We start from the raw sequence: 18,759 nt of genomic DNA on the forward strand, positions 1-18,759 counted from the left end.
AAGATGCGACGCTTATTCAGCGTCGGCTTCTTCCTTCTTCTTTTCCTGGGCAATTTCCTTGCCGGTTTCCTGATCGACAACCTTCATCGACAGGCGAACCTTGCCGCGCTCGTCAAAGCCCATGAGCTTGACCCAGACCTTCTGGCCTTCCTTGACCACATCGGTGGTCTTGGCAACGCGGTCGGAAGCCAGCTGCGAAATGTGAACCAGACCGTCACGCGGGCCGAAGAAGTTCACGAAAGCGCCGAAGTCAGCGGTCTTGACGACCGTGCCTTCGTAGATTTCGCCGACTTCCGGTTCGGCAACGATCGAATGAATCCACTTCTTGGCGGCTTCGATTTCCTTGCCGTTCGACGAAGCGATCTTCACCGTGCCGTCGTCTTCGATGTTGATCTTGGCGCCGGTCTTTTCCACGATTTCGCGGATGACCTTGCCGCCAGAACCGATAACATCGCGGATCTTGTCGGTCGGGATGTTCATCACTTCGATGCGCGGAGCAAATTCGCCGAGCTCTTCACGCGAGGTCGACAGAGCCTTGGCCATTTCGCCGAGGATGTGAACGCGACCGCCCTTGGCCTGTTCCAGAGCGACCTTCATGATCTCTTCGGTGATACCGTCGATCTTGATGTCCATCTGCAGCGAGGTGATGCCGTTTTCCGTACCGGCAACCTTGAAATCCATGTCGCCGAGGTGATCTTCATCACCCAGAATGTCCGACAGAACGGCGAAGCGTTCGCCTTCCTTGATCAGGCCCATGGCGATGCCGGCAACCGGACGTGCAAGCGGAACACCTGCATCCATGAGAGCCAGCGACGTGCCGCAAACGGTTGCCATCGAGGACGAGCCGTTCGATTCCGTGATCTCGGAAACGGCGCGGATCGTGTAAGGGAACTGTTCAGCGGAAGGCAGCATCGGATGGATTGCGCGCCAGGCAAGCTTGCCATGGCCGATTTCGCGACGGCCCGGCGAACCCATGCGGCCGGTTTCACCAACCGAGTAAGGCGGGAAGTTGTAGTGCAGCATGAAAGGCTGCTTGTAGGTGCCGGTCAGGGCGTCGATCATCTGTTCGTCTTCGCCGGTGCCGAGCGTGGCAACAACGATAGCCTGCGTTTCACCGCGGGTGAACAGGGCCGAACCGTGGGTGCGTGGCAGGAGGCCGACTTCCGATACAATCGGACGAACGGTCTTCAGATCGCGGCCATCGATGCGGCTGCCGGTGTCGAGAATGTTCCAGCGAACGATCTTGGCCTGCAAATGCTTGAAAATGGTCGCGAACTGTTCCGGCGACATTTCGGTTTCTTCCACGCCTTCGGGGAAGAAATGTTCCTTCGCCTTTGCCTTGGCGGCATCGACGGCGGCATAACGGGCCTGCTTTTCGGTGATCTTGTAAGCGTCGCGCAGATCGTTTTCGACAACGGCCAGCATCTTGGCTTCGAGAGCCGACAGGTCTTCCGGCTGGAAGTCGCGCGGTTCCTTGGCGGCAACTTCAGCGAGCTTGATGATCGCATCGATGACCGGCTGGAAGCCCTTCTGGCCGAAAACAACGGCGCCGAGCATGATTTCTTCGGAGAGTTCCTGTGCTTCGGATTCGACCATCAGCACGGCTTCCGACGTACCCGCGACGACCAGATCGAGCTTCGATTCTGGCATTTCGTCGATATTAGGGTTCAGAACATATTCGCCGTTGATGTAGCCGACGCGTGCGCCGCCAATCGGGCCCATGAAAGGCACGCCCGAAATGGTGAGCGCTGCGGAAGCGGCAACCATCGAAAGGACGTCAGGATCGTTTTCCAGATCGTGCTGGACAACGGTGACGACAACCTGCGTGTCGTTCTTATAGCCATCGACGAAAAGCGGACGGATCGGACGGTCGATCAGGCGCGAAACCAGCGTTTCGTTTTCGCTCGGACGGCCTTCACGCTTGAAGTAGCCACCAGGAATCTTGCCGGCGGCATAGGTCTTTTCCTGATAGTTGACGGTCAGCGGGAAGAAATCCTGGCCTGGCTTCGGCTCCTTGGCAGAAACGACAGTCGCCAGAACGACGGTTTCGCCATAGGTTGCGAGAACGGCGCCGTCAGCCTGACGGGCGATCTTGCCGGTTTCGAGCGTGAGCGGACGACCGCCCCATTCGATTTCTACTTTATGGGTATTGAACATATCTTGTCCTCATGTGGTGATGCCGCGCAAAAGCGCCTGAAGGCATCGCCTCGGTTGGCGGACGGGCCACGGGCAAGACAACGGGAAGTTCGTAAGTGTCAGAACATTCAATTCCGAATACGCTCTGACACGAACTGCCTGCAATCCTGCCCCATGACTGGTCCAGGTCATGAGCCTTGTGGGCTCTGCATAGGCATGACGGAATGCACCCTGTGCGTCGTTTCATGCCAGCGGGCGTTCGCCCGATAGAGCGGATGCGCTCACATATGTTCGCGCTTCAGCTCAATCTGTTGTTTCCAGGCATGTCTTCGTCCCAAAACCGGTTCCCGCTCTTGGGAGACATGCTCACAGTCGCATTTGATCGGTTCGCGGCTATCCGCACGACCAAATGCCCGATAAATCAAACGGGCGACGTTTTGAGGCGTCGCCCGATTTCAACCTTAGCGGCGCAGGCCGAGACGGCCGATCAGCGCCTGATAACGCGCTTCGTCAATGCCCTTGACATAGTCGAGAAGGCGACGACGCTGCGAAACCAGCTTCAGGAGGCCGCGACGCGAATGATTGTCATTCTTGTGGCCCTTGAAGTGTTCGGTGAGGTTGGCGATACGCTCGGAAAGAACGGCAACCTGTACTTCAGGAGAACCGGTGTCGCCTTCCTTGGTGGCGTATTCCTTGATAAGTGCTTGCTTGCGCTCAGCAGTAATCGACATCGTAACACCCTTTCTAGATGAGAGGAAAACCAGACGCCCGGGCCGGGATGTCGTCCAGCGCGGGCCATTTACACGATCTGACATGCTGTTACGCATGATCGATGAGGGGCATATAGTGCAAAATTGGCAGGAATGCCAGTCTCAATTCAATTTGCCGCCTCACCGCCATCTTCCGACGAAACGTCAGCCGGTTGTGAAAACCCGCTTCGGCTTGAACTGTCCATGTTCGATATAGCCGATGGCGAGCAGTTTTCCGCGTGTGGTGACACAGGCTTCATCTGCCTCCAGAGGTGCATCGCGTCCGCGCAGGATCACCGGATTGCCGAGACGCACACGCTGCGCCTGATCGTCGGAAAGCGCCACCTGCGGCAGGCAGTCGAGGGCAGCACCCGTATCGATGACCAATGCGTCGATCGCCGAAAAATCCCGGCGAGGAGCCGGCTCCGCGATATTGCCGTCCTCATCCTTCGGCGGGAGCGGCGGCCATGCCTGTTCCAATTCTGCCAGCGTCACGGAATCCTCTTCCGTGAACGGGGCAACTTCGATGCGGCGCAGCTCCGAAATATGGCCGTAGCAGCCAAGGTCACGCCCCATGTCGCGCGCCAGCGAGCGCACATAGGTGCCCTTGGAGCATTCGACTTCGAACTCGGTGCAGTCGGCATCCGGAATGCCCACGATTTCCAGACGGTCGATCTCGACTTCGCGGGAAGGGATTTCGACCGTTTCGCCTTCACGGGCGAGGTCGTAGGCGCGCTCGCCGTCGATCTTGATAGCCGAGAACTGCGGCGGAACCTGTGAAATGACGCCCGTATAATTGGGCAGCAGCGCTTCGATATCCGCGCGCGACGGGCGCTTGTCCGCTGTCTTGGTCGGCTGGCCTTCCAGATCGTCGGTGGAACGTTCCTCGCCCCAGGTCACCGTAAAACGGTAGATCTTGGTTCCATCCATGACATAAGGCACGGTCTTGGTCGCTTCGCCAAGCGCTATGGGCAGCATGCCGGAAGCAAGCGGATCGAGTGTACCGGCATGGCCGGCCTTTTCGGCATTGAACAGCCACTTGATCTTCGAGACCGCCTCGGTCGATCCCATCCCTTTCGGCTTGTCGAAAATAACCCAGCCGGATATCGGGCGACCTTTTTTCTTGCCCCGTCTTGCCATGCTTTACTCGTCTCCATTGCCGGAAGCCTTGTCTGCCCCCCGGTCTTCTTCATCGTGATGCCCAAGGTCGCGGGCGACTTCCGGCGAGCGGAGCAGCGCATCGATCTTGGAAAAATTGTCAAAGCTGGTATCGGCCCGGAAGCGGAATTCGGGCATGTACTTCATCTGGCTGAGGCTGGGCGCCATGCGTCCGCGAATGAACTTTGCATTTGCGGCGAGCGCCTTGATAACGGCCTGCGTGTCGGCATCCCCGAGCGGGGTGATGAAGCAGGTCGCGATCTTGAGGTCGGGCGACATACGCACTTCCGAAACGGAAATCACGGTGCGGGCAATGAGATCGTCGCGGATTTCCCCGCGCTGCAGCACCTGCGCCAATGCGTGGCGCACCTGCTCGCCGACGCGGAGCTGGCGCTGGGAAAGGCCGCCCGAGCCTTTTGGATCTGGAGAACGTGCCATGGCTATATCCTCGATAAACAGCCGCCAATCGGCATCCAGCCGCGAAGGACTGTCCGACAACATGACTACAAATTGGCAGGCGTAATAATACGCAACTTACCACAATCCAGCCGGGAGTCAGACCCTCTGGACCGGATAATGAAAAGCCGGGCCGCCTTACGGCAGCCCGGCGAGACAGTAATCAGAGTGTGCGCGAAACGTGTTCGACGCGGAAGGCTTCGATGACGTCGCCTGCGCGAATGTCGTCGTAGTTCTCGAACGCCATGCCGCACTCCTGACCGGCCGGGACTTCCGACACTTCGTCCTTGAAGCGCTTGAGCGTCTTGAGCTTGCCTTCGTGGATAACCACGTTGTCGCGAATGAGGCGGACGCCTGCACCACGCTCGACCTTGCCTTCGGTGACACGGCAACCGGCAACCTTGCCGACCTTGGTGATGTTGAAGACTTCGAGAATCTCGGCATTGCCAAGGAAGGTTTCGCGACGCTCCGGCGACAGAAGACCCGACATAGCTGCCTTAACGTCATCGATGAGATCATAGATGATGTTGTAGTAGCGGATTTCGATGCCCTGCTGATCGGCCGCGTCGCGTGCCTGCTTGTTGGCGCGGACGTTGAAGCCAATGATCGCGGCGTTGGAGGCTTCGGCCAGCGACACGTCGCTTTCCGTGATGCCGCCTGCGCCCGAATGGACGATGCGGGCGCGAACTTCGTCGGTGCCGAGCTTGTCCAGCGCATTGGTGATGGCTTCGATGGAACCCTGCACGTCACCCTTGATGACGAGCGGGAATTCCTTCGTGCCTGAAACCTGAAGCTGGTTCATCATCTGCTCGAGCGAACCGCGTGCACCGGACTGGCGAGCGACGGCCTTGTCGCGCGCCAGGCGCTGGCGGTACTCGGCGATTTCACGCGCCTTGGCTTCGTTGGCAACGACTGCGAAACGGTCACCCGCCTGCGGCGTACCCTGAAGGCCGAGGATTTCGACCGGCATTGCCGGACCGGCTTCCTTGACATGCTCGCCACGGTCATTGACCAGAGCGCGCACGCGGCCCCATTCGCTGCCCGCGACCAGAATGTCGCCGGGATGCAGCGTACCGGTCTGAACCAGAACGGTTGCAACCGAACCACGGCCACGATCAAGCTGGGCTTCAACGACGACGCCTTCAGCCGTACGCGTGGGATCGGACTTGAGGTCAAGAATTTCAGCCTGCAACAGAATTGCTTCAAGCAACTTGTCGAGGTTGATCTTGTTCTTCGCCGACACTTCCACGTCGAGCACTTCACCGCCCATCGATTCCACGAAGACTTCGTGCTGCAGCAGGGCAGTGCGAACCTTCTGCGGATCGGCAGCAGGCTTGTCGATCTTGTTGATCGCCACGATGATCGGGACACCAGCCGCCTTGGCATGGTTGATCGATTCAATCGTCTGCGGCATCACGCTGTCGTCGGCGGCAACCACCAGAATGGCAATGTCGGTCGCCTGCGCACCACGGGCACGCATCGCGGTGAATGCGGCGTGGCCCGGCGTATCGATGAAGGTGATCTTCTGGCCGTTCTGTTCGACCTGATAGGCACCGATATGCTGGGTGATGCCACCGGCTTCGCCGGACACGACGTTGGCATGACGAATGGCGTCGAGCAGCGAGGTCTTACCGTGATCGACGTGGCCCATGATGGTCACGACCGGAGGACGGGAAACCAGTGCGGCTTCGTTGTCGGCAACGCCAAAGATGCCTTCTTCGACGTCCGATTCCGCAACGCGCTTGACGGTGTGGCCAAACTCTTCAGCGATCAGCTGCGCCATATCGGCGTCGATCACGTCGCCCGGCTTCATCATCTGGCCCTGCTTCATCAGGTACTTGATGATGTCGACGGAGCGCTCGGTCATACGCTGGGCAAGTTCCTGCAACGTGATGGTTTCAGGAATGGTCACTTCACGCGAAATCTTTTCGCGGGTTTCCTGCATCTGCGAACGCTTGAACTTTTCCTGACGGCGGCGCATCGCCGAAAGCGAACGCGAACGGCCCTCCTCCTCAAGATTGCTCGTGAGAGTGAGCTTGCCGCGACGGCGGTCATCTTCGCCCTTCACAACCTTCGGTGCACGCACTTCCGGCTTGGCAGGGGTGCCACGACGGACTGCGCCGCGACGGTCATCATCGTCATCCGACTGACCGGGCTTGCGAAGCTGGCTCTGCGGAAGCGGCTTGCCCGGAATCGGAGCCGCATCGGCAAGGCTTGGCGCCATCGGACGCGGCCCGCCCTGTTGCGGACGGCCACCTTGCGGTGGGCGACTGCCCTGAGGACGACCGGCCTCACGCGGACGATTGCCTTGCGGCGCCGGGCGCGCGTCATCGCGACGCTCGGTGCGGGCTTCGGGCTGCGGCATACGCTTGGCGGCTTCTTCCTCGGCCTTGCGGCGGGCATCAGCCTCGGCCTTGAGACGAGCTTCCTCTTCCGCCTGGCGACGGGCAGATTCTTCACGTTCCTTGGCGCGGCGTGCTTCTTCCTCGGCGCGACGCTTGGCTTCCTCGACAGCGCGGGCGCGTTCTTCGACTTCGCGTACCTGTGCTTCCTCGAGTGCGCGGCGACGCGCATCCATTTCTGAGCGCGACAGCGTGTTGAGAACCATGCCGGAGCGGTCGGACGGACGCGGGCGCTGTGCCTGCTGTCCACCGGGGCGCTGCTGCATCGGGCGCTGCTGCGCGACATGCGGCTTCGTTACCGAAGCAGCAGGTGCCGCCGGCTTGGGTGCCGGAGTTGCAGGTGCTGGCGCACGCACTGCCGGAGCGGGCTGTGCAGCCTGGGCAGGCTGCGCGGCTTGAGCCGGTGCAGGGGCTGCAGGCGCAGGAGCCGCCGGGGCAGGAGCAGCAGGCCGTGGGGCCGCCGCTTCGACTTCCGGCTTCTCGTCAGGCCGCGAGAATTTGCGCTTCTTCGTTTCAACGACGACAGCCTTCGTGCGGCCGTGGCTGAAATTCTGGCGCACGGTGCTCTGCTCGACGCCTGGCCGCTTCATGGTCAGCGTCTTCTTCGTATTAACGCTCAGCGTCTTGTCGTCGTTCGTTTTATCGCTCATTACGTTTCCGTTTCCTTCGCGGCTCCGGCCGCTCTACTCGAGCATTATCCAACGCGACCCGGTCATGTTGGATAAAGCTCCAGTCATCCGCTTCAACGTGCAATCCCATCCGGGGCCTGCCAACCCCCTCCAGAGCTGCACTCTACTCCGAGTCCGATGCGCTTTCACCGCGATAGCGATGCAATATAAGCGCCCGCTTTACGAACCCGGCTGCCGCCTTTCCTTCAAGTACGGCTGCATGTATCACATTTCCGCCCCCAAATGCCAAATCCATTTCTTCTCCCGTAAAAAGAGAGAACGAAGGGATTTCCGGACCATCCAGATGCACCACGGCACGGCGAGCCTGATCAAGCTTGCGTACGCCGTCGGCAGCGGCTTCCCTTGCGTGCAACACCATGGCGGCTGCCCCAGTACGGATTGCCTGATCCACCTTGGTCGAGCCCGACACCACAGCACCGGCCTTGCGGGCCAGAGCGAGACTGCCGAGAGCAGATTTCGTCAGCAGCTGGTCAACCAGCGCGCCAAGATCCGCCTGCGGCGTTACACCTTCTTTCAGCGCCCGCGCAAAAAGCTTGCGCTTGACCGCTTCATCCACCAGACGGCGCTCGGCCTTGACCCAGCATCCCCTGCCCGGCAGATTTCGTTTCAGATCCGGCACGACGGAACCATCGGGACCAGCCACGAACCGGATCAAATCATCGGCAGAACCGCTTTCGCGCGTTACGATACAGGTTCTGTCATTCATATCCTGCTCCACGCGTACTCCAGTCTTGCCACATCGCGGTCTGCCCGCACATCGGACCCAACGCGGGCGCTGTACCAGAGCGAAAGACCCACCACAACCCGTTAGAGCGCCATGGGTCCTCATAAACGCACAAAGGACGCTCCAAACCGATGAATCCAAGCATCGCGCTTTCCGAAAATCCCAACCGATTTTTCGGGTGGATGCTCAGGACGGCCACCACCGCCCTCGAAAGCCGGACTGGCCGATCAATCCGGATGAACGACGGCCATTTTCAGAACTCAATTGCGAGAGCCGCACAGCTTACGCCTGAAATGAACCAGACGTAAGAGCCACGCGGCCCTCCTGTTCCAGCAGGCTTCTTAAGAAGCTGCTTCCTCTTCGCCAGCTTCGGCTTCTTCTTCCTGAGCCGATGCCAGTTCTTCTTCCGTGATCCATCCTGCCTTCAAACGCGCAGTCAGCACCATCTGTTCCGCATCGACGCGCGAAACGTCAAACGGGGAGAAGATGCCGCTATGGGCGACGGTTTCGCCGTCCTTGCGTTCACGCCAGCCGACCAGATCATCAACAGCATAACCGGCAAAGTCCTCGATCGTCTTCACGCCGTCTTCACCGACAGCCACCAGCATCGCCGTGGTGATGCCCGGCAGTTCGCGCAGTTCATCCGCGACGCCCAGTTCCTTGCGGCGATTATCCTGTTCGCTTTCGATGCGATCCAGATATTCGCGGGCGCGTTCCTGGATTTCGCCAGCCGTATCGTCGTCGAAGCCATCGATGGAGGCAATTTCGCCCGGCTCGACATAGGCCAGTTCCTCGATCGAGGCAAAGCCCTCGGAAGCCAGAACCTGACCGACCATCTCGTCGACGTCGAGCGCTTCCATGAAAAGGGTCGAACGTTCGGCGAATTCCTTCTGGCGACGTTCGGATTCTTCGTCTTCCGTCAGGATGTCGATGTCCCAGCCGGTGAGTTGGGAAGCCAGACGCACGTTCTGACCGCGACGACCGATTGCAAGTGATAGTTGGTCATTCGGGACGACAACTTCAATACGTTCGGCATCTTCATCGAGAACAACCTTGGCAACTTCAGCAGGCTGAAGCGCATTGACGATGAAGGAAGCCGCATCCGGCGACCACGGAATGATGTCGATCTTCTCGCCCTGCAGTTCGCCGACGACGGCCTGAACGCGGGAGCCGCGCATGCCGACGCAGGCGCCGACCGGATCGATGGAAGCGTCACGCGAGACGACCGCGATCTTGGCGCGGGAACCCGGATCGCGGGCAACCGACTTGATTTCGATGATGCCGTCGTAGATTTCCGGCACTTCCATGGTGAAAAGCTTCGCCATGAAGGACGGATGGGTACGCGACAGGAAAATCTGCGGACCGCGCTGTTCGCGACGCACGTCGTAGACATAGGCGCGGATGCGGTCGCCGTAACGGAAAGCTTCACGCGGGATCAGTTCGTCACGACGCACGATGGCTTCGCCACGGCCCAGATCAACGATCACATTGCCGTATTCGACGCGCTTCACAGTACCGTTGACGATTTCGCCGACACGGTCCTTGTATTCGTCATACTGGCGGTCACGCTCGGCTTCGCGCACTTTCTGCACGATGACCTGCTTTGCCGACTGCGCGGCGATACGGCCGAAATCCATCGGCGGAAGCTGGTCAGCGATGAAATCACCAATCTGTGCGTCCGGGTTGCGATCACGGGCGGTGAAGAGCGAAATCTGCGTCGCGTAATCCTCGACGTGTTCAACGACTTCGAGCAGGCGCTGCAGCTTGATCTCACCGGACTTCGCATTGATGTCCGCGCGAATGTTGCTTTCCTGGCCGTAACGTGAACGCGCCGCCTTCTGGATCGCATCGGCCATGGCCGCAAGAACGATCTCGCGGTCGATCGACTTCTCGCGTGCGACCGCATCGGCGATCTGCAGAAGCTCCAGCCTGTTAGCACTGACTGCCATTGGACTCTCCTTGGTGTCGCATCCGGCTCCTCAAGATGCCGGACGCCTGAAACTTATTCTTTATCTTCTGCTTCGTCCGATGCGGCTGCGTCGGACTGCCCGTCCGCTTCATCGCTACCGAGATCGTCACCCGGAATGCGGCCTTCGCGCAGGGCCTTGTCCTTGCGCAACGCATCGCGGATCAGGTCATCGGTCAGAACGAGGCGCGCATCCGAGATCAGATCGAATGGAATGCGCACGACAGGTTCGCTGCCATAGGAAATCTGATCGCTTTCGATCACGACGGATTCCGCATCGCCCAGAACGATACGGCCACGAAACTTCTTGCGGCCTTCATGAACGATGGAAGTTTCCACCTTTGCAATGTGACCGGCCCAGTCGGCGAAGTCCGACTTGCGGACCAGAGGGCGGTCGATACCGGGAGAGGAAATCTCCAGATGGTATTTTCCATTGATCGGATCTTCCACGTCGAGAACCGGCGCAACGGTGCGGCTGACCAACTCGCAATCGTCGACCGTCATCGTGCCGTCGGGACGCTCGGCCATGATCTGCAAGGTCTGGCCGTTGAGGCCGGAAAGGCGCACACGCACAAGGCGGAAACCCAGCGTATTGAGCACCGGCTCCACAATGCCTGCTACTTTTGCATCGATGCCTGTTTCGCGAATGATACGCTCATCCGGGCCTGCGGCTTCAATTGCCTGTTCCTGTTCCGTCACTCGATAAACCTTTTTACAGAGCCGTAAGTAACAAAAAAGAGCGGGTCCGGGAGGGCCCACTCTTGTTCAAACGACCAAGAATTTGAAACCTATATACCAGCGGAAGCGGATTTTTTCAAGACCGCTTCTGCTGTTCGATTCATTCCGTTTACGCCCAGCTGCTTCAACGGCGGATAAAGGTCAGATAGGCGGCGCGGCGTCCCTCGCGAAAAGCCTTTGCTTCATAGCGCGTGCCCGGCCAGCCTTCATAGGCATCATTCCAGTCGGACGGACCGTCCGCCTGCCAGTCGAACGCCAGATGGCGGCGACAATGCTGGAGCGTCCAGTTGACGTAATGTTCGATATCCGAAGCAAAACGGAATTTCGCGCCGGGCTTCAACACGCGAGCGAAGCGGTCCAGATTGGCGTCGCTCACGAAACGGCGTTTCCAGTGGCGGCGCTTGTGCCATGGATCGGGATAGAAAAGATCGATGCCCGTCAGGGAAGCATCCGGCAGCCAGTCCAATACCGCCGTCGCATCCTCATCATAGAGGCGCAGGTTTTGCCGCGGCTCTGCATCCAGTGCCGCCAGCATCTTGGCCATGCCGTTGATGAACGGTTCGACGCCAATGAAGCCTGTCTGCGGATAGCGGCCGGTTTCGTGGTGCAGATGCTCACCGCCGCCGAAGCCAATCTCCAGACGCACGGCATCAACCTTTGCGTCAAAGAGCGTGCGCAAATCCTGCGGTGCCGGATTTTCGACATCGATCTTCAGGCGCGGCAGAAGATCCTCGAACAGGTTCTTCTGGTGGCTCCGCAAAGGCTTGCCGTGGCGACGGCCGAAGAAATTTCCGGCACCGCGCAGAGGATGAGATTCTTCAGTCATACTTTATCCGTGGGCATCATATCTGGTGCTCTATCCATCTATTTTGACGCGCATCTAGTCCGAAAACCGTTTCACACTTTTCGGGATGTGCTCCAATAGCAGAAGAGCGCGATCCAAGACCGCGCTCCTCGAAAATCGTCGGCACACATAATGCCAAGCGGCTTTAGATGCAACTTCCCGCCGGAACTTACGCCACCGCAGCCTTCAGAGCCTTGGTCAGGTCCGTCTTCTCCCAGGAGAAGGAACCGTCACGGCCCGGCTTGCGGCCGAAATGACCATAAGACGAGGTCTTGGCATAGATCGGCTTGTTAAGGTCTAGATGCTTGCGGATGCCCGTCGGCGACAGGTCCATGACTTCACGCAGCGCTTCCTCGACCGCAGATTCGGCCACCTTGCCGGTGCCATGCAGGTCGACATAGACCGACAGCGGCTGTGCAACGCCGATGGCATAGGAAAGCTGGATCGTGCAGCGGTCGGCAAGTCCGGCGGCAACCACGTTCTTGGCGAGATAACGGGCAGCATAAGCGGCGGAACGGTCAACCTTGGTCGTGTCCTTGCCGGAGAATGCACCGCCGCCATGCGGAGCGGCACCACCGTAAGTGTCCACGATGATCTTGCGGCCGGTCAGCCCGGCATCGCCGTCCGGTCCGCCAATGACGAACTTGCCGGTCGGATTGATGTACCAGTTGCAGTTGGCGGCTATCGGAAGGTCGCCGAGCGCTTCGCGGATATAGGGTTCGACAACCGAACGGACCTTTTTCGAATCCCAGCTTGCATCCAGATGCTGCGTGGAAAGAACGATCTGCGTAACCTCGGCGGCCTTGCCGTTCTCGTAGCGCACCGTGACCTGGCTCTTGGCGTCAGGACCGAGCTTGCCCGCGTCGCCCTCGCCCTTGTGGCGGGCTTCGGACAGCTTTTCCAGAATCTTGTGCGAATAATAGATCGGCGCCGGCATGAGATCGGGGGTTTCACGGCAGGCATAGCCGAACATGATGCCCTGATCGCCCGCACCTTCTTCGCCCTGACGGTCAGCAGCGTTGTCCACGCCCTGCGCGATGTCGGCGGATTGCGGATGCAGAAGCACGTCGATCTTCACGGTCTTCCAGTTGAAGCCGTTCTGTTCGTAACCGATTTCGCGGATCGCCTTGCGGGCCGCCGAACGGAACCGCGAAGGATTGATGAGCGGATGCCCGGCAGCATCATGGGCGATGGTGCCGTCCTTATTCTTCTTCAGGAAAGTATCCGGCACGCGCACTTCGCCGGCGATGACGACGCGATTGGTGGTCGCAAGCGTTTCACAGGCAACACGGACAGACCACGGATCGACGCCGGTGCGGCGCGCTTCCTTGTAGATCATGTCCACGATTTCATCGGAGATGCGGTCGCAAACCTTGTCCGGATGGCCTTCGGACACAGATTCGCTGGTGAAGAGATAAGAACTGCGCGACACGGGTAACCCCTCTTGAAAATCCAACGGAGAATATCTCCGCCATGGAAACACAGTAGCGCCCGGAACAGGTTCCAGCGTTCCGGGCACGGTAATGTGTTAGCGAAGTTGGGATTAAACCGTCAATGCATATTCTTGTTGCGACAGCGCCTCGGCACGAAAATTCGTTCCGCACGGCATTTTCCGACTGTTCCGGCGCCATGAAGCGCCAAGTCCGGCGGGGCACGGCCATGCCCCGCACCTATCGCCTTTTCAGGATATGCAGTCAGTCAGCGTCCGCAGCGAGCGACTTCACGAGATCGATGATCTTGCGGCGCACTTTCGGATCTGAAATTTTCGTGAAGGCGCGGGTCAGCTGAACGCCTTCATTGGAATTCAGGAAGTCGACAACGTAGGTCGCTTCATTATCTTCTGCAAAACCGGCCTGGTTCGAGGAACCTGGTGCGTCTTCAAAAAAGAAGGAGACCGGGACATTCAGAATTGCCGAGATCGCCTGAAGGCGGCTTGCACCGACGCGGTTGGTGCCTTTCTCGTATTTCTGGATCTGCTGAAAGGTAATGCCGAGATTTTCGCCTAGTTTTTCCTGACTGAGGCCCAGCATGTTACGACGAAGACGGATGCGGCTGCCGACATGCACGTCAATGGGGTTGGGCTTCTTTTTATTCTCAATCATACAACTGTCACTCCTCGCAGCTGCGAGCTTTCATTCATGCTCTGTTCATCTGAACAGCGATAACAATAAGTTTTGGGAGGTAGTCTGACGATTTTCCGCAAAAACCGTCGCCGCCGAGCCATAACATCGTAACAATATTAGTCTGTCAATGAAAACGCCTGCCGATTGGCAGTCGGAGAGCCACGCTCACCGCGAGTAAGGTTAACAGCGCTACCAGAGATTGTCGCGAGCCGGGCGGCGTGCTCCAAAATGGTGCACGAGTTGACGGTAGGTAAGCGTCAATGACCCCGACGGCATCATGCGCAAGGCCGTCAGTGATTCGACCATAAGCATCCACCACCGCTGAAAGACCATTATTGGCTGCGCGAATGAGGGGCAGCCCCTGCTCCACGGCCCGCACCTGTGCCTGTCGAAAATGCTGGTATGGTCCCGGCGTATCGCCATACCACGCGTCATTCGTCACATTTATGATGGCGCCTGCCGCCTGTCCGGAATAGCCGAGTTCGTCCGGGAAAATCGCCTCATAGCAGATCAGCGGCAGAAAGCTTGTGCCATCTTTCACGGTCAGCGCCCGGCGCGTGGTGCCGGCGGTAAACCCGCCGGGCATTTCCACCACTTCCTGAAGCCCAAGCTTGCGAAGAAAATTCTCATAAGGCAGATATTCGCCGAAGGGGACGAGATGCACCTTGTCGGCGGCATCAACGATGACGCCCCGGTCATCGATCGTGTAAATGGAATTATAATAGCGCGGCTCGCCGCCACCGGATGCCTTTTCTTCACGAACGGCACCGGTAAGCAGCACCTGACCGTCCTGCAGAACTTCGCCGATCCGCGAAAGAGCCTCGGGCGTTGAGGTGAGGATATAAGGAACTGCCGTTTCGGGCCATATGATCACATCGGGCTTCGGCTTGCCTTCGGCGGGTGCTTCCGCCGTCAGGGATACCAGCTTGTCGAAAATGGACCGGCGTTCGGCATTATCCCACTTCATGGTCTGGGCGATGGATGGCTGAACGATACGAACCGCGAGCGAGGTTTTTTCCTCGCCCAATGCGGGCGCTTGTGAAAGCGTCCACGCACCGAAGCCGATATGGGCAGCGAAGAGTATCAGGGCAAATGCAATGCCCGTCTTTGCAAACCGCCCGCCGATCAGCAATGCTGGTGCGCCAAAGACAAACACTGCCAGGGCGCTCATCCCGGTGAGGCCAAGCACGGCGACCGATTGCATCAGAAGCGGCGTTGGCATGATGGCATAGCCGATGGCGTTCCACGGGAAACCGGTGAACAGAAAGAGGCGCAGCCACTCCGCCAGCGCAAAGCCGAACGCAAGCGCAACGATGCGCCCCAAGCCGTCAGACCAGAAGACACGCGCGACCATCGTCGCAAGCGCGTAGAACAGAGCCAGAAATGCAGGGAGGCCCAAAACCGCCAGCGGCAGGGCCCAGGCAAACTGGTCCGCATCGATGAGCAGCGCCGTGCCGATCCACCACAGCCCGGAAACGAAATGACCGAAGCCGAACCACCAACCGACCATTGCTGCGGGAAGCAGGCGCCTGACCGGACCGGCATTCGCATTGGCGATAGCGCCATCGATCAGCCAGACGAGAATTGGAAAAGAGATGAAGCCCGCCACAAAGATATCGAAGGGCGGCTGAGTCAGTGTGGCGAAGGCACCACTCAGAAAAGCGGCCAGCGCACGACGCCAGCCGCTCGACAGAATGATTTTCCCCGCCAGCCTTTCGATCATCCGGCCTCTTTGGGGGCGTCGGTTGCCGTTTCGGCTTGTGCGGGCTGTTCTCCCGGCTTGGCGGATACGACAGCGCGTTGCTGGCGGCGACGGTCAGCCGCGGAAAGCGGCACGATACGCACTTTCTTTACCCGGCGCGGATCGACTTCCAGCACGTGGAATTCGTAGCCCGGAATTGCCTGAACGACCTCGCCGCGAACCGGAATGCGCCCGAGAACCGAGAAGATCAGACCGCCGACCGTATCGACGTCCTCGCCATGCTCGCCAACTTCGAAAGACGGGCCGATCTTTGCGGCCAGTTCCTCCAGATCGGCGCGTGCATCCACGACGAACACGCCGTCGGCTTCTTCGGCGATCATGATTTCTTCGTCGTCATGTTCGTCTTCGATATCGCCGACGACCATTTCGACAATGTCTTCCAGCGAGACCAGACCATCGGTGCCGCCATATTCGTCGATGACCAAAGCCATCTGGATATGGGTCGCCTGCATCCGCGCCATCAATCCGCTCGCCATCATGGATGGCGGCACGAACAGGACCTTGCGCATGAGATTGAGTTCACCGATCGTCTTGGTGAGATCGATGCGGCCCATGTCGAACTTGGCGGCCTTGTCTTCGGCTGTCGCCTTGCTGCGCGTGGTACTGCGGCGCGTGGTCTTCTGACGGGCCTGCTTGGTGATGTAGTTGAGAACATCGCGGATATGGATCATGCCGCGCGGGTCGTCCAGCGTTTCGGCATAGACCGGCATACGCGAATGGCCGGATTTTTCGAAAAGCTCCAGCACTTCCCAGAGCGGCGTGGAAATTTCCACGGCCTCGACGTCGGCGCGCGGAATCATCACGTCTTCAACGCGGATTTCGCGCAGGCGCAGGATATTGTGCAGCATCGCCTTTTCTTCGGGCGAGAATGCTGAATCCTGTTCGCTTGCCGTGCTGGAAAGGGCATCGGCCAGATCTTCACGCAGCGAAGATGATTGGCGCGAGCGCATGAACGGGAAAATATTCGACAACAGGGAACGCTTTTCGGCCACTACGGACCGCTGCGTACTTTGCCCTTCGGCGTCTTGAGTCTCGCTGCGATTTTCGCCAGCGGACGGGGGGTGCGATGTTTGATCAGCCATGGTCAATCGTTGTTAAGGTCTCAATCGGATACAGCATAAGGGTCGGGGATGGCAAGAGCATGAAGGATTTCACGCTCGCGGCCCTCCATCACCTCCGCTTCCGCATCGGTTTCGTGATCGTAACCCAAAAGGTGCAAAAAGCCATGCACGACAAGGTGTACAAGGTGGTTTTCGAGCGGCTTTCCCTCTTCAAGAGCCTCTCGCTCGAGGGTTTCCCGCGCGATGATGATGTCGCCCAGCATCGGTCCCGGCTGCGATCCGGCCTTGACCGGAAATGCCGGAAACGACAGCACATTGGTCGGCTTGTCCTTGCCACGCCATTCGGCATTCAGGGTCTGGATCGATGCATCATCCGTGAAGACGACACTGAGTTCGCTTGCTGCGCTTTTCAGTCCAAGGTTGGACCAGGCGGCCTCGACGGACTTTCTGACGAGCCCTTCAAGGGCGTTTTCGTCCTGCCAGTTGCCGGCTTCGATCATGATATCGATATGGATCGCGTTATTTGACACGTTCTGCGGCGGCTCTCCATGCTGGTTAGCCGCATCATCCTTTCAGTTATTAGAGCGCCGTGCGTCCAATCAGACGCACAGAAGCCTTTGCTTGAGCATAATTTTCCCGATCAAAGCAGGATCAGAAATCAGCCGGTGGACCGATTTCCCTGCGCAGGCGGTTCGGCTTTTCGGAATCATGCTCTGGAAAGCTGCCTGCCAAGAGACAGACAGCCTTTGTTAAATCGTGATTCCAGCAGGCAATTGCAAGATCATTCCGAACGCGCGTGCTGTTTCCCGTCGCGGTCGTAAGCGCCGACGATTGCTGCCACCAGCGGATGGCGAACAACGTCTTTCTCCGTAAAGCGCACCTTGATGACGCCTTCGACATCATCCAGCACGCGAAGTGCTTCCACGAGGCCCGATTTCTGCCCCGGCGGAAGGTCGATCTGGCTTGGATCGCCGGTCACGATCATGCGCGAACCCTCGCCAAGGCGGGTCAGGAACATTTTCATCTGCATGGAGGTCGTGTTCTGCGCCTCATCGAGAATGACCGCAGAATGCGCCAGCGTACGCCCACGCATGAAGGCAAGAGGTGCAATTTCGATCACACCCGCGGTAATGGCACGTTCCACCTTTTCCGCCGGCATCATGTCGTAGAGCGCATCGTAAAGCGGGCGCAGATAGGGATCGACCTTTTCCTTCATGTCGCCCGGCAGGAAGCCCAGACGTTCCCCCGCCTCGACAGCGGGGCGGGACAGGATGATGCGTTCCACCAGACCGCGTTCGAGAAGCATGGCGGCATGAGCAACGGCAAGATAGGTCTTGCCGGTACCGGCCGGTCCGACGCCGAACACCAGCTCCGACCGGTCGAGTGCCCGCATATAGGCATCCTGCGTCGGCGTGCGGGCAAAGATCGTCTTCTTGCGCGTGGAAATCTGGGCTGCGGAAAGCTTGCCCTTGTTTTCCATGGTCGGCAGCGTCAACTGGTCATCGGCAGCGATTGCCATGCGGAGTGCGCCATCCACATCGGATGGTCCAAGCTCATGACCTTTCTGCAGCGTGGCATAAAGATGATCGAGCGCGCGCCGCGCCTGCTCGGTCGCGGTCGGCTCACCCCGGATCGACAACTGGTTACCCTTGGAGCGGACATCCACGCCAAGCTTCTGTTCGATACGGGCAAGGTTTTCATCGAACTGACCGTAAAGCGCGCTGGCAAGACGGTTGTTGTCGAAGGTGAGCACGATATGGGCCATATCCGAGGCCCCGGTCGTCGGGCTTTTTTGCGTTTGATTGGTTGGCTTGGCAGACTTCAGCTTTTCCGTAGCGCTCAACCGTATCTCCTTAAAGCACAATCCTGAAAAGTAGGGGACTTTTCAGACCAGACTATGCATGAACGCAAACCGTCCACACACTGCAATCATAGTCTCGACAGGATTACC

15 protein-coding genes are annotated in these 18,759 nt (G+C 58.9%); all 15 read right to left on the reverse strand.

From position 1 onward, the window contains the following. Positions 1–12: 12 nt before the first annotated feature. The 15 genes from pnp to ACOWVS_RS10380 all read right to left on the reverse strand — a co-directional run bounded on the left by pnp (position 13) and on the right by ACOWVS_RS10380 (position 18,651). The gene (pnp, locus tag ACOWVS_RS10310; RefSeq protein ID WP_021587631.1) at positions 13–2,157 is read right to left on the reverse strand and encodes a polyribonucleotide nucleotidyltransferase; all 2,145 of its coding nucleotides are present in this window, start codon (positions 2,155–2,157) and stop codon (positions 13–15) included. Between the two features lie 440 nt (positions 2,158–2,597). Beyond that, positions 2,598–2,867 carry a 30S ribosomal protein S15 gene (rpsO, locus tag ACOWVS_RS10315; protein ID WP_006473093.1) on the reverse strand — a complete coding sequence of 90 codons (270 nt, stop codon included), beginning with the start codon at positions 2,865–2,867 and terminating at the stop codon, positions 2,598–2,600. Positions 2,868–3,050: 183 nt separating this feature from the next. Beyond that, positions 3,051–4,025: a tRNA pseudouridine(55) synthase TruB gene (truB, locus tag ACOWVS_RS10320; protein ID WP_021587630.1), complete on the reverse strand. Its 975-nt coding sequence runs from the start codon at positions 4,023–4,025 to the stop codon at positions 3,051–3,053. A gap of 3 nt (positions 4,026–4,028) precedes the next feature. Continuing rightward, positions 4,029–4,481: a 30S ribosome-binding factor RbfA gene (gene rbfA / locus ACOWVS_RS10325; protein ID WP_031347144.1), complete on the reverse strand. Its 453-nt coding sequence runs from the start codon at positions 4,479–4,481 to the stop codon at positions 4,029–4,031. A 181-nt stretch (positions 4,482–4,662) separates the two neighbouring features. Next, positions 4,663–7,551 (reverse strand): translation initiation factor IF-2, encoded by a 2,889-nt coding sequence (infB, locus tag ACOWVS_RS10330; protein ID WP_021587628.1) that lies wholly within the window; start codon positions 7,549–7,551, stop codon positions 4,663–4,665. A gap of 142 nt (positions 7,552–7,693) precedes the next feature. Further along, the gene (locus ACOWVS_RS10335; RefSeq protein WP_312352258.1) at positions 7,694–8,308 is read right to left on the reverse strand and encodes an RNA-binding protein; all 615 of its coding nucleotides are present in this window, start codon (positions 8,306–8,308) and stop codon (positions 7,694–7,696) included. A gap of 347 nt (positions 8,309–8,655) precedes the next feature. Beyond that, the gene (gene nusA, locus ACOWVS_RS10340) at positions 8,656–10,263 is read right to left on the reverse strand and encodes a transcription termination factor NusA (RefSeq protein ID WP_006468151.1); all 1,608 of its coding nucleotides are present in this window, start codon (positions 10,261–10,263) and stop codon (positions 8,656–8,658) included. A 53-nt stretch (positions 10,264–10,316) separates the two neighbouring features. Further along, on the reverse strand, positions 10,317–10,979 hold the full coding sequence (rimP, locus tag ACOWVS_RS10345; RefSeq protein ID WP_021587626.1) for a ribosome maturation factor RimP: 663 nt from the start codon (positions 10,977–10,979) through the stop codon (positions 10,317–10,319). 163 nt (positions 10,980–11,142) lie between these two features. Next, positions 11,143–11,844 carry a tRNA (guanine(46)-N(7))-methyltransferase TrmB gene (trmB, locus tag ACOWVS_RS10350; RefSeq protein ID WP_021587625.1) on the reverse strand — a complete coding sequence of 234 codons (702 nt, stop codon included), beginning with the start codon at positions 11,842–11,844 and terminating at the stop codon, positions 11,143–11,145. Positions 11,845–12,031: 187 nt separating this feature from the next. After that, positions 12,032–13,294 carry a methionine adenosyltransferase gene (metK, locus tag ACOWVS_RS10355; RefSeq protein WP_006473099.1) on the reverse strand — a complete coding sequence of 421 codons (1,263 nt, stop codon included), beginning with the start codon at positions 13,292–13,294 and terminating at the stop codon, positions 12,032–12,034. Between the two features lie 262 nt (positions 13,295–13,556). Next, positions 13,557–13,964 (reverse strand): helix-turn-helix domain-containing protein, encoded by a 408-nt coding sequence (locus ACOWVS_RS10360; RefSeq protein ID WP_006468145.1) that lies wholly within the window; start codon positions 13,962–13,964, stop codon positions 13,557–13,559. Positions 13,965–14,109: 145 nt separating this feature from the next. Next, positions 14,110–15,708 (reverse strand): apolipoprotein N-acyltransferase, encoded by a 1,599-nt coding sequence (gene lnt / locus ACOWVS_RS10365; RefSeq protein WP_021587624.1) that lies wholly within the window; start codon positions 15,706–15,708, stop codon positions 14,110–14,112. Further along, positions 15,705–16,829: a hemolysin family protein gene (locus ACOWVS_RS10370; protein WP_031347143.1), complete on the reverse strand. Its 1,125-nt coding sequence runs from the start codon at positions 16,827–16,829 to the stop codon at positions 15,705–15,707. The genes lnt and ACOWVS_RS10370 overlap by 4 nt, the downstream gene beginning before the upstream one ends. 20 nt (positions 16,830–16,849) lie before the next feature. Next, positions 16,850–17,338, reverse strand: a complete 489-nt coding sequence (gene ybeY / locus ACOWVS_RS10375) for an rRNA maturation RNase YbeY (RefSeq protein ID WP_021587622.1) — start codon at positions 17,336–17,338, stop codon at positions 16,850–16,852. Positions 17,339–17,589: 251 nt separating this feature from the next. Beyond that, a complete protein-coding gene (locus ACOWVS_RS10380) occupies positions 17,590–18,651 on the reverse strand; it encodes a PhoH family protein (RefSeq protein ID WP_021587621.1) in 1,062 nt (353 codons plus the stop codon). Positions 18,652–18,759 lie beyond the last annotated feature (108 nt).

This window comes from Brucella sp. IR068, from assembly GCF_049065885.1.
GTDB classification, from domain to species: Bacteria; Pseudomonadota; Alphaproteobacteria; order Rhizobiales; family Rhizobiaceae; genus Brucella; species Brucella intermedia.

Bases quoted from the DNA above. Each gene is read 5' to 3' on its own strand.
- nusA (WP_006468151.1), bottom strand. From the start codon at position 10,263: ATGGCAGTCAGTGCTAACAGGCTGGAGCTTCTGCAGATCGCCGATGCG.
- rbfA (WP_031347144.1), bottom strand. From the start codon at position 4,481: ATGGCACGTTCTCCAGATCCAAAAGGCTCGGGCGGCCTTTCCCAGCGC.
- ACOWVS_RS10370 (WP_031347143.1), bottom strand. From the start codon at position 16,829: ATGGCTGATCAAACATCGCACCCCCCGTCCGCTGGCGAAAATCGCAGC.
- infB (WP_021587628.1), bottom strand. From the start codon at position 7,551: ATGAGCGATAAAACGAACGACGACAAGACGCTGAGCGTTAATACGAAG.
- trmB (WP_021587625.1), bottom strand. From the start codon at position 11,844: ATGACTGAAGAATCTCATCCTCTGCGCGGTGCCGGAAATTTCTTCGGC.
- ACOWVS_RS10360 (WP_006468145.1), bottom strand. From the start codon at position 13,964: ATGATTGAGAATAAAAAGAAGCCCAACCCCATTGACGTGCATGTCGGC.
- lnt (WP_021587624.1), bottom strand. From the start codon at position 15,708: ATGATCGAAAGGCTGGCGGGGAAAATCATTCTGTCGAGCGGCTGGCGT.
- pnp (WP_021587631.1), bottom strand. From the start codon at position 2,157: ATGTTCAATACCCATAAAGTAGAAATCGAATGGGGCGGTCGTCCGCTC.
- truB (WP_021587630.1), bottom strand. From the start codon at position 4,025: ATGGCAAGACGGGGCAAGAAAAAAGGTCGCCCGATATCCGGCTGGGTT.
- rpsO (WP_006473093.1), bottom strand. From the start codon at position 2,867: ATGTCGATTACTGCTGAGCGCAAGCAAGCACTTATCAAGGAATACGCC.